Genomic DNA, 14,299 nt, shown 5'->3' with positions numbered 1-14,299 from the left:
AGCCAATAATACCTGATGAAGTTAGTTCATTAATTATTTAAAAGAACAGGTGGATAAATTTCGCCGGACGGTGCCGCCAGTTGCAAAACAATTAATACCACTAATGCGATAAATGTTACCAGTTACAAAAAGCTGGGGGAAATTTTAAGGGTTGCAGACAAGAGAGATAAGAATATACTACAGGCCTGGTTTATTTTATTGCCTGCTGTTCCTTACTCATACGGGCAGCCATCAGCACCAGATCTGCAAAACTCTTGGCAAAAATCAATACAAATGCAAGGGCATAATTCATCGTGTTGGTGTTTGTCCAAAACACAAAAACGTATCCAATGATACAGAAGATGACCATGAAAATAGCAATTAAACGATACCATATACCTTTAATAACATCCTCCTGCGTCATCTTATTCTTTGGTTTGGTGGTAAATAAAAACAATACAAACTGCAGCCAGTATATAAGCGTAACAGCGATGATCTGTCCATACGTGATGTTAGTGGCCATAGAAGGATTCTTTGGGTCGCTCATAAATGATACATAGAAGTAAAAACCGATCAAAGCGATCCAGTACCAGAAACAATAAGTAGCAGCATTTTTCCACCTTTCAGATTCAGAAGGCGCTTTTGCAAACCAAAGCAGCAGCACTAAGTTGCACAGCCAGTAATTGACCAGTTCGATCATGAAATAGAACAGGACAGTACCCGGTGTCCAGTCATAAAATAAAATACCGCCTGTCGGGATGAGGATATTCAGCCAGAACTGCCGTAATGGGGAAAGCCGCGTAAACATGCTCAATAACCTGATAAGAGAAAACATATGCTGTAATAATTTATTTAGGAAAACATAGATCGATCTAAAACAATTGCATCAACAGTAATACTCAAATGTATATAAAAAAATATAAGCGGTTACTGTTCTGAAAGCCGCTACCACAGCGGATCGTGCCATTTGTTTGTTTGCGGCCGCCAGTTACAAATTGAAGGCTGCCGGTTAAAAAAAAGCAGGTGCTTTCCGGTAAAAGCATAAATAATTTAGGATATATAAAAAATGAAATGATGAAAACCATAAGCATATCATTCGCAATAGCGGCATCCATACTGCTCTCTTATACAGGCAATGCACAACTCGGCAACCTGAAGAATAAAGTACAAAACGCAGCCAATAAAGTGAAAAGTAAAAATGATACTAAAACGCCTGAAAATAATACGGAAGAAAAAACGCCTGCTGCAAACGTAAAAACCAATAATGACAACACCGGTAATAAAGCTCCCGAAAACAACACGGAGCAAAAAACACCCGGTACAAATGCAAAAACAATGTCAAATTCAAACATCACTGTCAACTCTAAGTATTTTCTTTATGAAGATCTGAAGCTCATCCCCGGCGCCACTTTTTATTTTTCCGACAAGCCCTTTGGCAGCAGCCACGATGGAGCCAAAACAAATTTCAGATCAAGTGATTTTATTTATGGCCGCTTAGAGTTGAGCAACAAGACCATTGAAGAAGCTTTTAAGCTGACGCCGATGGGCAAAAATTATTACATCATCTTTTCTTTTGCGGTGGTAAGTGGTACCGAAGGCAAGTACGCACAGGTCAATCACAATTCAGTAATGCTGAAACCGGACGAGATAAAAAAATCCGCATTCAATTTTGATATACTGCCTGACCCGGCCAACGCCTCTACAGGCATAGGTATGAATTATGAATATGGTTTTGATGCGCTGCATGTTTCCGGCGGACCCATGTACCAGATCATTGACCAGAGTAAATTTCCCGACAACGGTGATTATGTTATTCAATTGCAATTTTACTTCCGCCCCGTGGATGGCTGGGGAAACGGCTTGCCTAACTCCAAAGACTGGCCCGGTGCAGAAGGTGCATTCCAGTTCAATTTCAATGCGGCTGATGTTGCAGCGATAAAAAAGAATTTTACAGCGGTACATCAAAACATTAAATCAACCGCATTCATGCTGCACGCCATGCCTGATACCTGGCCTAAAACATCGAGGAAACTGCCCGATGCTGAACTTAGTCCTGCTGCATTGGAAGCCATGATAAAAGCAGAGTTAAGCTCTTCGGGAGATGTGCTGGTAAAGTTTGCGGTAGCAAATAACAGCCCCAATACCACCTGGATCGTTCAAAAGAACGACCTGGATGTTCCTACCTATCAATTGCTGGCAGAAAATATTTATACGATCTATAAAAGAGATGGTAAATGTTTTGTAGGGGATGTAAGCATTGCAAAGGAATACCTGGGCGGTGGCAAATACGGCAAGCCTTATGTACGCAATGTAAATGTTGCCACCAGCGGATACGGAACAGGGGTCGATTGCAGCGCAATAAAATAAACCTTAAACCAAATTCTAATGAGCAAAGCAGCATTACAACCGGGTGAAACCCCCATCGATACATGGGCTATTTTTTATACTCCGTCGGAAGGGAAGAAGTTCAACGGTAAACTAACAGTTACCAATAAACGATTAATTTACCGCACTTTGTACGATGCGGCTTATAATCCTGCTTCTTACCATGTGGCTTTTGATAAGGAAGACAAGGATATCGTCTTTTCTATCAATAAGGCAGACATTGCCCGTGTGGATACGCAAAAAAGTTTCTTTGCAAAAAAAGTGATGATAACGCTGTCGGATGGTTCAAAGCACGAATTTAATTATGGTGTGATGAGCGTGGATAAACTAGTGGATGCGATCAATAGTTATGGATACCAGTTTTAATAACAGCGAAGCAGTTGCCTGAATATGATGCGGATGGTGGATGATAAATAAAAAAGACCCCGTTTTAATATCCAGTTCAATAAAACTTTTACAATTATGAAAAGAATGATCTTTATCCTGCTCCTGTTATGTATGGGTGTGGGAAGCAAGGCACAAACGCAATTCTTTAAAAATCTCAAAACAAAAGCAAAAACAGCGGTTGATAATTCGGCAGACCGTTCTTCCAGTAAGGTAGTGGATAAAACCATCAATAACACGGCGGATAATGTTACGGATAGCGCCTTAAGCAAGGCGGGCAAAAAAGTGCGTTCAATTTTTAAAAAGAAGGATAAAAAAAATGGGGCCAACGATCCGGAACAACCAAAAGCACCGCAATTGGATAGTGTTGCGATCAAGCCACCTACTCAAAACTGAAACGTAAAATAAACAGTCATACTTAAAAGCTGATCTGCGATCATGCTTAATAAATCATAGTATTCGTCATCATTAAAATTTAAAACCATGAAAAAAACAGGCTTTATTCTTTTGTCTTGTATGTTTTATGTAAGTATAGCCAAAACATTCGGGCAGGATCCCTATACACGGCTCAAACAAAACGCAGCGCAGAATCCTGTAGTGAAGCAAAGCATGGGAGAGGTGGTGATCCCCGAAAATGACAGCAGGCGCAGGGTGGAAAAAAAAGCGCCCATTGCTTTCAGTCCCATTGAAATGGTGGACAAAACAGGTAGAAAAATTAATCCTGATGAAACCATTGCGGTTAACGACAAAAGTGAAAAAGCGAAGGCGATCTTTGATAAACTGAACGAGATAGAAAGAGACCAGAACGCAAAAGGATATTCTATCAGGAACGATAAGACGGCGCTTGTAATAGATATTGTTACCCCAACTTCCGAACTGGATGGCAGGGTATCCGAAATGTCGAAAAGCATCAGCCAGTTAAAATCGGAAGCAGATTTAAAAATGCTTTCGGCTGCCAGCAAACAGGTGGGTAGTGTTACAATAAATCCTTTTGGACAGTATACCGTTGCAGACAGGGAAAAACTGGAAGCGACAAAATTTGCGGTAAGTGCATCCGGTGTATTATCAGCGTCCACCACATCGCCCAAAGCCGGTGAGACAGGGATCAAAGCAAAACGATTTACTACAGGTGTTGCCAATCCTCCTAAAGATCTGACCATGACCACCGGTGGTAGCAATAATTCCTCAACAGCATTGAAAGTGATCAACGAAACATCATCAAAAGACTGGTCGTTTGGTATTATGTCAACTTTTAAAGCGGGTGTACAGGCAGACCTTGTGCGGTATGCAAAAATTTATCCCTTTAACCCGGAAGCCCCGGGCAAAAGCCTGTCAGAATTTAAAGTAAGCGCCAATGCAAAAGTATATGGCGGCCTCTTTGGCAATTCGCTGGACCTTTTATCAGGCGGCATAGAATTGTATGCGCCTTCTGATTCCAGCAAACAGATGACAGCCAAAGCGCAGATACAGGTGGCAGGCATTACTATCATGAGCGTGAATGAAGGCGTAACGCAGTCAAAAACTTATGCTAAATCCAATGCAAGATCTATTGATAAATCATTTCCTATAACAGTGCCTATCTGTTGCGGCATAGCCTTCAGTGGCAAAATTGGTGTAAAGGGAGAAGTGGGGCTTAATTACAATGGAGGTATTTACCGTACTGTTGTAACCCTGCAGGCCGATCCTGTAATAGACTTGAAAGGTTATGTGGAAGCAGGTATATCGATCGGTGGCGTAGCTAAACTGGGAGCAGGGGGTGAGCTTACATTTATACATGGCGATATACCATTGAACAGTTATGTTGGTATCTGGTCTCAAACTTCCAGCCAGGTGGTGGTTGGTTATAGTTATTATGTAGGATACGATCTGAACGTACTGGGTGGCCGCCTGTATGGTTATGCAGATGTATGCGTACCGGTAATAGATAAATGTCACCGGTTGGGCGAGGTTAACTTTTTTAAATGGAACGGGTTTAAAGCAGCCGGAACGTTTGCAGAAGGTGGTAGTAATTATGTGCTGGGTAACCTGTAAACCATGTTTTCATGCTGTATCCTTTTTTCATGGAACGAATGATTGCTCCCTTCCTGTTAGTATATGCGTGTATGGGTGGCAGTTATAAAGCGAAGCCTGTTTTAACAGATACGGGGAAGACCGGCAGGCAACTGGTCTATTCCTACAGCAGCGAAGGAACAGGGTACAGCGATATACAAATGTTGTATAATACAGACACAGCCGTTAAAGCGCTGCCTTTTTTTTACAGGCCTTCTTTGCAAACAACAGGGCTGAACATTCAGTGCAAAATAAGGGAAACGATCATCTGGTCTGCAGCTGATACCCTGCAGCTGTGTTTTGAAATAATACAACCCAGCTTAAAGATACAAAGCGGTGCTTTTCCGGTGGATGCGGATGCGATCATAAAGGAAATGACAATACCAGTATTTGCGCAGCTCACCAGTTCCGGCAATATATTGTCTGTTAAAACTGATACGGCTGTATCTTATTTAACAGCGGGTATTGTAAAAAATATATTGAGCAATACGCAGGCAATATTAGTGCACGATCAGAGAAAAAGCTGGCAGGTAATAGAAGAAAATACGGTGGGTTTATTCAGGGCAGATTATAAAGTGGTTTACAAAGGTAAGAACGGTGCGGAATACCAGAAAACAAATGCCGGCTATGAAAAAATAAGATCACTGCAAAAAGGACAAAAGCTGTTGCCAGACAGTAAGACAACCATCATAGCCGATGCGTCCGGAACTGTTAAAAGCATAAAAATTTCAGAATCACTTATGACGTTATCAGGTGCTGATACTATTGTTGCATCCGGCAGCCGTACGGAGTGTAAGCTTTTATCAGCAATTACTTTGAACCAGAAGAATGTAACAGCTTTTAAAGAATTGGAAAGTTCAGGTAAATACCGGCAGGCAGCTGCATTGAGCGATCCTGTATCTGATGAAGAGATCAACAGGCTGGCTTATAAAAACACGCTTGCCGACGACAACTTTGAAACACTTACCGCAAAGCTGGGAGCAGTAAAAATGCAGGATAAAGAATACGAGACGGAACTGGTTAAAAAGATCCGGGCGCTGTCTTGGCTTTCTAAAGATGATTGCAGCAAAATGGCAAAAATGTTGATGAATGCCGGAGTTGTGTCTGATACATTCAGGGTTATCAGTCATGCATTGGCAGCTGTAGAAACGCCTTTTTCCATCAACGAATTGGCGGCGGTAGTAGCAGCGCGGAAAAATGATGAAGCTGTGATGACTGAATTACTACCCGTGCTGGCAACCACCCCCACACCAACCGGTAAGGCTGCAGACATCGTGAAAGAGCTGGCTTTTTCAACAGTAGGGAATGCATTTACTGTTACAACAGCGCAGTTAACATTGGGAGGAATGATAAAGAACCTGGCGGCTATTGATAAGCAAAAAGCAGCTGAATTAACGGATGTTGTAATTGAAGAAATGAAGAACAGCCCGGATACCCTGCAGCAATTACTCGTGTATGGCAACACGGGGGCTTACCGCTTGTTACCGGTGCTTTCGTCTTACATTACGGATCCGGCTGTATCTGTAGAAATAAAAAAAGCTGCCGTATTTGCAACCAGGCTCATCGATCATAAAGATGTATCGCTGCTACTGGAAAAATTAGTGGATGATAAAGACGCAATATTGTCAAAAGCAGCAAAGGAAATCATTGCGTTCCGGGAGCAGTTTTTTGCGAAAGAACTTTTAAAGTAATATTCAATCCTAAAAATAGAAATCATGAAGAAGATCGCATTATTCACGATCGTTTTATTATGCGCTGCGGCAGCGAATGCACAACAACCAAATGTCAAAGTCGGCCGCGGAGCCATCAAGGCAGGTATGGTGGCAGATTCAATGAGACAGTTAATAATGAGTAAAGATTCTGCAGCAAAAAAGCCGGTAAAAAAAATGCCTCAAAAGGCAGCAGGCAATTTAGAGGCCAAACGCAAAGATTAAATAAAAAGGAATGGTACATATGCTGTACTTTTATGAAAAAGCAATTTTCTACAAAAACAAGCAGTTCTGATTATGGAAAAAGCAATGCAATCAAGATTTGTTGTAAGAGATCTGAAAGTATATGGCAGCGACGAATGGATGGCTGATGGCACAAAAAAATACCGTAGTGTATTTGACCGCTATGAATTGAAATACATCTATGTGGAATTTTCGTTTTTCAATAAATTGTTTGATGAAGAAGACTGGGAGCTGAATATTACGATGGAATGCGCAACTAAAGCCAGTAATCCTGTAAAGCTGTGCAGCCGCCAACAAACCCGTACGGTAAGTAAGACTGAAAATATTGTGTATATAAGAGAAAGCTGGGGTACACCTGTAGCGGGTGATTACTGGAGGATCGGTGATTTTAAATGGAATGTGATTATAGACAATGCGGTGGTGACCGAAACAACTTTTCATGTGGAAGATCTCGGACCCGATGCGTTGACCAACCAGGGATATATTGCTATTGAATCCATGAAATTATTTGAAAGCGAGCCTACTATAAAAGCGGATCCCGACAGGAAAAATTATAGTGTATTCAAAAGAGATGAGACACGCTACGTATGCGGCGAAATAAAATTCAGAAGCAAGACCGAAAAAGGTTTTTATGCAGAATTCTTTTTTCATTACCTCGATAACGCAGGCTTGTTCAAAGGCAAATCATCAGAGTTGATCTATGTGCAACCCAATTCTAAGGACCGCAGTTATATAGTGAACAGCGGATGGGGGAGTTCGGCCCCCGGGTTATGGGCCAATAATCAATACACGGTGGAGATTTATTTCCTGGAAACCTTAGTGGCCAGCCAGGTATTTCATATGGGTGATAAATGGGAAGAATGTGATGCCACAACAGTAAACATAAAACCAGGTACAGGTACAACGGCTTCAACGCCTGCAGCGCAAACGGATACAGCATCACTCACTCCGGAAGTTATTTTGCAGGAAAGCCTTGCCGAACTGAATGCCATGACAGGACTTGCCAATATTAAAAATGATGTGAACGAAATGGTGACGCTGATAAAATTTTACCAGGAAACCGGTAAGGATTTTTTACATAAATTCTCTTTGCATGCTGTTTTTACCGGTAACCCCGGTACGGGCAAAACCACGGTGGCAAGGTTATTGGCACGTATTTACAAAGCCATGGGTATTTTAGAAAAAGGCCATCTGGTGGAAGTGGACCGGGAAGCATTGGTGGCAGGTTATATCGGGCAGACAGCAACTAAAACAAAAGAAAAACTCGATAAAGCACTAGGCGGTATTTTATTTATCGACGAAGCTTATTCATTGGCAGGCAGGGGATTTTCGGAAAATGATTTTGGCAGTGAAGCCATTGCCACCATTTTAAAATACATGGAAGATAACCGCGGCAACATTGGTGTGATCGTAGCAGGCTATCCGCATAATATGCGGGATTTTATTGACAGCAATCCCGGGCTGCGCAGCCGCTTTGATAAGTATTTCCAGTTTATGGATTACACGGCAGATGAAATGTGGAGCATTGCTGCAGGATTGTTTGCAATTGAAAGTGTAACACCGGATGAGGCAGCGACAGCGCACCTGAAAAATTATTTAAAATGGTTGTTTGATAACAGGGATACCAATTTTGGCAATGCCCGTACCGTAAGGCAGATAGTAGCCGAGTGTGTAAAGAACCAGAACTTAAGGCTGGCGATCATGAAAAAAGAAGACCGTACGCCTGAAATGTTAGCTACCGTAATTTTAAATGATGTAAAAGAATTTGACATTGCCGATGCAGAACGCATGGCAGAGAGCCAGCAGCGAAACCCGATCGGTTTCAGGCAATCAAATAAATAGGATTTTATGTGGCTGCTATTTTTTATTTAGCAGCAAATTTTAAATAGCATTTTTTATCCTGTTTGCATACAACAGTTAAAATAAGATCGTGAGAATTCACATTAAGTATTATCTATTTTCACTCATTGCAGTAGCTTTCTTCCTTATAGCCAGGCATTGGGTGGACCGTAAAAGAGAGCAGGTACAGGATATAGATATTGTGCGGCCGGATATGTACGAAGGAGATGCACACCTGGGAACATGGGCGCAGAAGAACGGCGATACATTGATCACTTTCCGGTTGAAAAGGGAAGGAGATTTTACTTACGAGACCACTGAAGGCCCCTCAAAAAAAACGGTTCAGTATACAGGCAAATACGAGATACTGCCCGCTGTAATTGGTAAAGATGGTTTATCCTATTTTCGGCTGGTGGCCCTGAGTGATAGGGGAGATACTGTTATCAATCATTTTATAGAAACATCACACGCAACTAAAAGAGACGTAGATATACTCAGCCTTACAGCTTATAGCAGCCGCGATAGTGCTGCCATGATCTTTTATCGTATAAAACAATAATCGTACGCAATGCCCCGCTTTTTACAACAACTTCCCGTTTTTGTTTTATTGCTGCAGGTGGCCTGTTCTAACCCCACCAACAAACGTGCAGTAAGTATCAATGAACTGGACAGCATACAGGCCCAGGATAAAGCCACGCTGGAGCAAATGGCGCCGAAGCATGACCGGCTCACCGCAGAAGAATTGCTGGCGCTTGCAGACTGTAAAGATATCTCCTGTGTGCAATTGTTCATGAAAGAGCATACGACCGATTTTGTGTATCCATTCAAGGGCGAGTTCAATGCTGCAAAGAATATTATTGTAAAAGATACATCCGGTAATGAGTTAACCCTGCCGGCATCTACGTTTTATGTGGACGTGAACCCGCAGGCTTCCTGGCGTACAGCCCACACCGTACACACCACAAAAATGGCCGATAGTTTACTGAATGAATTCCGGGCATTGGGATTTGAAGCGGTTGATAAAGATCATATAAACGCTCTTGACAGTAAGAACCGGTACGTTTCCAAAAAATATCCTGATAAAAGCCTCTATGTTACCCTCAGCTTCCATCCCTGGTATTTTAAAGGCATCTATAAAGGTCCGGTTAAATGGACTTGTTATGTGTTTGAAGTGTATTAAAAGCGGTAACATATTTTGCCGCCGCCGTCTTGGCTTCGACAAACGGCGTACGGATTGCAACCTTCAATTCACCGCAGAGAAAAAGAGTAAAGGAGTTTACGCAGAGTTGCTCTGCGAAAACCTCTGCTTCTCTTTTTCTCTGCGGTGATTGCTTTAACCTCAATAAAAAAATCTGTATAACAACAACATAACCTTCATCACCATCCTGGTAATCCGCGTCTCCAATAAAAACACCATAGGCCGCTATATCTATGTGCTCTATGTGCCTATGTGGTGCAACATCCATTACATGGTCTGACCTTCGGTCTGACCATGTGAGATCCAGCTTGTGCGTAACAATTTGGTAACATTCGCATAACACAATAATAATAGCCCTTTGCCCATTGCCTGCAACCCGCTGTGGTAATTTTGCGGCGTTGAAAGCAAGACTCAAATATTTTTTTGCAAGACTGATCGTGGTACTGGTAGCGGTACATACACTGGATGTAAGTATCGACCTGGACCATCTTACCTTCAGCACTGCTAACAACAGGGTTGCAGAAGCCTATGATGATATTGACTCTTTTTCAGAATTGATCCTGGAAAATATATTTCACGACAACAATCTTACCAACGAAGGAGATCACGACGATCATGGCCCGCTGGATAAACAATTCTCCAAACACCAGGTTTGGTACACTGCTTCCAGGCAGGTAACCGTGTTGCCAAAAGTTATAACACCTTCTACTATTACCCCCGTACATAGCATTACAAATTCCGGGTTCCTGCCCGAAGCACATACCTATTCCGATTATACGCCACCGGAATACATCGCCTGTTAACAATTCTATTTATTGTACAGTAACGCCGGGCATACCATGTATATACCAGCAATTACAGGCTCATTAATCTATTACATCATGGCTTTTATTACCGAATACCAGCATAAGGTATTGCTGGTTATGTTAGATCAATCCATCAGGATGTTTGAACAGCAGCAACCTGCTGACCGCACATCAAAAGAAATAGTAAAGAATTTAAAAAAAGAGAAAAAGAAGCTGCAGGAGTTTTACCAGGCATGCAACACCAAAAGAGAACAGCTTAAAAATCTGCTCAGCAGTTATAAAATAAGCGAACGCAAAGCGCAAAGAGAAATGCGCATCTGCCGGCTGAAGTATAAGAAAAATGCGGCTGCATAGCGGCGGTAACAACATCAGAAAATCAAAAACAAAATACATGAAACCTTTTCAACTGATCACACGGATATGTTTATTATTTGTCGTGACACTTAGTTTTCCAAAACTGTATGCGCAGGAAACCGCTGCATCCATCTCCGGTACCATCAAAAATGGTAAAGGCGAACTGATGCCCGGTGTGACCATTACATTAAAACACGAGCCGACGGGCTTTGTAACCACCACCACCTCCAACAACAAAGGGGTATTTTATATATCCAATTTGCAGGCGGGTGGTCCTTACACCATTACCTTTACCCATGTGGGGCATAACCCGGAAAGCCGCACCAACTATAATCTGTCGCTGGGCGCCAATACCATGGATATCCGTTTGGCAGAAGCTACCAACACCATGGAAAATGTAGTGGTGAAATCAAAAAATGGCAGCGCTAAAACAAATGCGAATGTGCAGATCAGCCAGAACCAGATCCGCAATATCCCATCGCTCAACCGCAGTTTACAGGATATAACTAAAATAACACCGCAGAGCAACAACAACTCATTTGCGGGTACTAATTTCCGTTATAATAATGTTACCATCGACGGTGCTATCAATAATGACGCAATTGGTTTCAGTCCTTCACTAGGTGGACAGACCAACGCTTCCGGCCAGCCCGGCAGCAGCACCCGTACCAACCCCGTGTCGCTGGATGCGATACAGGATGTGCAGGTATACCTTACACCTTATGATGTTAAGATCGGTAACTTTTTAGGCGGCAGTGTGAATGCGGTGACCCGCAGCGGCAGCAACGACCTGCATGCATCGGTATATGGATTTGGTCGTCCATCCTTTTTAGTAGGACCAAACAATGCAGGCGATAAAACAAAAGAGCCCACCGATTTTCATGATTATCAAACCGGCTTCAGGATCGGTTTGCCCATCATCAAAAACAAACTCTTCTTTTTTACCAATGAAGAGATCACCCGCAGGGTAGACCCAGTGATACTGGGTGCAGGTTCTGCAGATAATAAGATCATCACATTGGCGCAGGCTATCAGTATCGATTCTGTGATGAGGAATAAATACGGTATCAGCACCGGTGCCGGCGCATTTGGCAACACATCCATCTATTCCAACTCTAATAAATTCTTTAACCGTATCGACTGGATCATCAACAGCAAGAACCGTTTGTCTATCCGCAACAATACTATTACTTCTGAAGCAACTAACCTCGAACGTGATCAGCAGAACTTCCGTTTTGGCAGCATCGACTTCAGGCAGGTGAACAACCAATCTTCAACAGTGGCAGAGTTAAAGACCAATTTCAACAGCAGGATATCCAACAGTTTTGTAACCGGTTATTCCAGCATACACGATTATCGTGATCCTGCATCCAATCCTGCATTGCCGCAGGTGGAGATCGCTTCCAATGGCGGTACCATCTTCCTGGGCACCGATCGTGAAGCAAGTATTTTCAACATGCGTCAAAAAACATTTGAGTTGACAGATAATCTGACTATCGTAAAAGGTAATCAAACCATTACCGTAGGTACACACAACGAGTTTTATAATATACAATATGGATTTGTGAACAGCTGGAACGGCAGGGTAGCTTACAGCAGTGTAACGGATTTCCTGAACAATAATCCTAACAGGGTACGTACCAACTTTAATTATACTGATAACACCCGTGATTACATCATGGCCAATCCGCCTGCAGCATTCAAAGTGAACCTGTACAGTGTGTATGGACAGGATGAATTGCGCCTGGGTAAATTGAAATTAACACCGGGTCTGCGTTTCGATGTAGCTTCTATGCCCAACAAACAACCTTTGAGTACTAAAACCACCAATGCACCGGTGGATGCTAATTTCGGCACAACGTATTCTTATACTTTACCAAAAGATATCAAGAATGATTTCCTGGGTCAGCTGCAGGTATCACCACGTGTTGGGTTTACTTATGATGTACATGGCAATCAAAAACTGATCGTGCGTGGAGGTACCGGTATATTCACCGGCCGTATACCATTTGCATGGTTGGGTTATGCGTATTACAACAATGGTGTAACATTTGGTGCATTCGATCAGCGTTCAACTACGCCTTATGTTGCAGGTACCGATCCAATTAAAGATGCTATCAGCAGCAATAATGGCGAAGCCAATTTTGTAAAGAACCAGGGTAAGAATGTAAATGATCCTACCGGCGCTACACAGGTAGACCTGGTGGACAATAATTTTAAAATGCCGCAGGTGTGGAGAAGCAGTGTGGCGGTGGATTACAAAACTGCCAACCAATGGAAATTTTCTGTAGAAGGAATTTACACCAAAGTGATACATGACCTGAAATTCCAGCAGATCAACTACGTGGATAATCCAACCTATTATGTGTACGACACCAAACACCAACAACCTATTTACAGCGGTGCTAAAATAAATTCGCTGTACACCAATGCCTATTTGTTGAGCAATACCAGCGAAGGCTATCGCTACAGTCTTACCGGGCAGGTGAGCAAGAATTTTCCATTCGGTTTTGGATTTACCGGTGCCTATACATTCGGTCATTCTAAAGATATCACCAATGGTATCCGCAACTCGATGGAATCTAACTGGCAGCTGAACCAGTCATTAAGTCCTAACAATCCTGGCTTAGCCAATTCTAACTTTGATGTGCGCCACCGCATTGTTGCCACTGCTAATTACAGGGTGGACTGGAATAAAGAAAGCAAACTCATCTCTACCTTCTCTTTATTTTTCAGTGCAGCATCCGGTGCGCCGTTCTCTTATGGTTTGATCAATACTACCTATGATGGAACCGGTCAATCACAAAGCCTCGTGTACATACCCAGCAAAGCAGAAATGGCAAACTTCTTTGCTGATCCTGCACAGCTGGCGGCATTCAACAACTTTGTGGATAACGACAAATACCTGAGCACCCGCAGGGGCGACTTTACCGAAAGAAATGGTGGCCGCACGCCCTGGAATAATCAACTGGATTTCCGTTTTGCGCAGGACATCAACTTTAAAGTGGCCGGTAATAAAATTCACACCATCACTTTTACTTACGATATCGTGAACCTTACCAACCTGATCAACAGCAACTGGGGTAAAGTATATTTTTCACCCAATACTTTCAACTCCATGGCATCCGTTGGTTTAAAGGTAACCGCACCGGCTACACCTGGCGCTTATCCAAAGTATACATTTGCTGATCCGGGCGTTCCGTATTCAGTAGATTTCTTTGGCTCCCGCTACCAGATGCAGGCAGGATTGAGGTATAGTTTTTAATGCAACCATATAATTGTGCTAAAGCCCGTAATTAAACATTACGGGCTTTTCGTTTTGCATATATTCTCCGCCGCCGTCTTGGCTTCAA

The 14,299-nt window shown here is 42.6% G+C and carries 14 protein-coding genes; 12 read left to right on the top strand and 2 right to left on the bottom strand.

What is annotated here, in order from left to right:
• Positions 1–190 precede the first annotated feature (190 nt).
• A complete protein-coding gene (locus tag QM738_RS22050) occupies positions 191–814 on the bottom strand; it encodes a DUF6498-containing protein (RefSeq protein ID WP_462278926.1) in 624 nt (207 codons plus the stop codon).
• Positions 815–1,050: 236 nt separating this feature from the next.
• On the opposite strand from QM738_RS22050, the gene QM738_RS22045 reads away from it, so the two are divergent.
• The 9 genes from QM738_RS22045 (at position 1,051) to QM738_RS22005 (ending at position 9,768) form a co-directional block, all read left to right on the top strand.
• Positions 1,051–2,346, top strand: coding sequence for a hypothetical protein (locus tag QM738_RS22045; protein WP_462278925.1), 1,296 nt, complete (start codon positions 1,051–1,053; stop codon positions 2,344–2,346).
• Between the two features lie 18 nt (positions 2,347–2,364).
• The gene (locus QM738_RS22040) at positions 2,365–2,730 is read left to right on the top strand and encodes a hypothetical protein (RefSeq protein ID WP_462278924.1); all 366 of its coding nucleotides are present in this window, start codon (positions 2,365–2,367) and stop codon (positions 2,728–2,730) included.
• 96 nt (positions 2,731–2,826) lie between these two features.
• Positions 2,827–3,144: a hypothetical protein gene (locus tag QM738_RS22035; RefSeq protein ID WP_462278923.1), complete on the top strand. Its 318-nt coding sequence runs from the start codon at positions 2,827–2,829 to the stop codon at positions 3,142–3,144.
• An 87-nt stretch (positions 3,145–3,231) separates the two neighbouring features.
• Positions 3,232–4,779, top strand: a complete 1,548-nt coding sequence (locus tag QM738_RS22030; protein WP_462278922.1) for a hypothetical protein — start codon at positions 3,232–3,234, stop codon at positions 4,777–4,779.
• Positions 4,780–4,790: 11 nt separating this feature from the next.
• Positions 4,791–6,488, top strand: coding sequence for a hypothetical protein (locus QM738_RS22025; protein ID WP_462278921.1), 1,698 nt, complete (start codon positions 4,791–4,793; stop codon positions 6,486–6,488).
• A gap of 24 nt (positions 6,489–6,512) precedes the next feature.
• Positions 6,513–6,731 (top strand): hypothetical protein, encoded by a 219-nt coding sequence (locus tag QM738_RS22020; protein ID WP_462278920.1) that lies wholly within the window; start codon positions 6,513–6,515, stop codon positions 6,729–6,731.
• Between the two features lie 72 nt (positions 6,732–6,803).
• Positions 6,804–8,591 (top strand): AAA family ATPase, encoded by a 1,788-nt coding sequence (locus tag QM738_RS22015; protein WP_462278919.1) that lies wholly within the window; start codon positions 6,804–6,806, stop codon positions 8,589–8,591.
• A gap of 88 nt (positions 8,592–8,679) precedes the next feature.
• Positions 8,680–9,147 carry a hypothetical protein gene (locus tag QM738_RS22010; RefSeq protein WP_462278918.1) on the top strand — a complete coding sequence of 156 codons (468 nt, stop codon included), beginning with the start codon at positions 8,680–8,682 and terminating at the stop codon, positions 9,145–9,147.
• A gap of 9 nt (positions 9,148–9,156) precedes the next feature.
• On the top strand, positions 9,157–9,768 hold the full coding sequence (locus tag QM738_RS22005; RefSeq protein ID WP_462278917.1) for a hypothetical protein: 612 nt from the start codon (positions 9,157–9,159) through the stop codon (positions 9,766–9,768).
• On the opposite strand, the gene QM738_RS22000 is transcribed toward QM738_RS22005, so the two are convergent.
• Positions 9,734–10,201, bottom strand: a complete 468-nt coding sequence (locus QM738_RS22000) for a hypothetical protein (protein ID WP_462278916.1) — start codon at positions 10,199–10,201, stop codon at positions 9,734–9,736. The genes QM738_RS22005 and QM738_RS22000 overlap by 35 nt on opposite strands.
• On the opposite strand from QM738_RS22000, the gene QM738_RS21995 reads away from it, so the two are divergent.
• The 3 genes from QM738_RS21995 (at position 10,185) to QM738_RS21985 (ending at position 14,211) form a co-directional block, all read left to right on the top strand.
• Positions 10,185–10,589 carry a hypothetical protein gene (locus tag QM738_RS21995; RefSeq protein ID WP_462278915.1) on the top strand — a complete coding sequence of 135 codons (405 nt, stop codon included), beginning with the start codon at positions 10,185–10,187 and terminating at the stop codon, positions 10,587–10,589. The two genes, QM738_RS22000 and QM738_RS21995, sit on opposite strands and share 17 nt — an antisense overlap.
• 78 nt (positions 10,590–10,667) lie before the next feature.
• On the top strand, positions 10,668–10,946 hold the full coding sequence (locus QM738_RS21990) for a hypothetical protein (RefSeq protein ID WP_462278914.1): 279 nt from the start codon (positions 10,668–10,670) through the stop codon (positions 10,944–10,946).
• 37 nt (positions 10,947–10,983) lie between these two features.
• Complete coding sequence (locus tag QM738_RS21985) at positions 10,984–14,211, top strand: TonB-dependent receptor (protein WP_462278913.1); 3,228 nt, start codon at positions 10,984–10,986, stop codon at positions 14,209–14,211.
• The last annotated feature ends 88 nt before the right edge of the window (positions 14,212–14,299 follow it).

This window comes from Ferruginibacter sp. (assembly GCF_049840995.1).
In the GTDB taxonomy this organism is placed as follows: Bacteria; Bacteroidota; Bacteroidia; order Chitinophagales; family Chitinophagaceae; genus Ferruginibacter.
This window is presented reverse-complemented; position numbering and strand designations above follow the sequence as displayed.

Coding starts and splice junctions, on each gene's coding strand:
- QM738_RS22050 (WP_462278926.1), bottom strand. CDS start 814: ATGTTTTCTCTTATCAGGTTATTGAGCATGTTTACGCGGCTTTCCCCA.
- QM738_RS22045 (WP_462278925.1), top strand. CDS start 1,051: ATGATGAAAACCATAAGCATATCATTCGCAATAGCGGCATCCATACTG.
- QM738_RS22040 (WP_462278924.1), top strand. CDS start 2,365: ATGAGCAAAGCAGCATTACAACCGGGTGAAACCCCCATCGATACATGG.
- QM738_RS22035 (WP_462278923.1), top strand. CDS start 2,827: ATGAAAAGAATGATCTTTATCCTGCTCCTGTTATGTATGGGTGTGGGA.
- QM738_RS22030 (WP_462278922.1), top strand. CDS start 3,232: ATGAAAAAAACAGGCTTTATTCTTTTGTCTTGTATGTTTTATGTAAGT.
- QM738_RS22025 (WP_462278921.1), top strand. CDS start 4,791: ATGCTGTATCCTTTTTTCATGGAACGAATGATTGCTCCCTTCCTGTTA.
- QM738_RS22020 (WP_462278920.1), top strand. CDS start 6,513: ATGAAGAAGATCGCATTATTCACGATCGTTTTATTATGCGCTGCGGCA.
- QM738_RS22015 (WP_462278919.1), top strand. CDS start 6,804: ATGGAAAAAGCAATGCAATCAAGATTTGTTGTAAGAGATCTGAAAGTA.
- QM738_RS22005 (WP_462278917.1), top strand. CDS start 9,157: ATGCCCCGCTTTTTACAACAACTTCCCGTTTTTGTTTTATTGCTGCAG.
- QM738_RS21990 (WP_462278914.1), top strand. CDS start 10,668: ATGGCTTTTATTACCGAATACCAGCATAAGGTATTGCTGGTTATGTTA.
- QM738_RS21985 (WP_462278913.1), top strand. CDS start 10,984: ATGAAACCTTTTCAACTGATCACACGGATATGTTTATTATTTGTCGTG.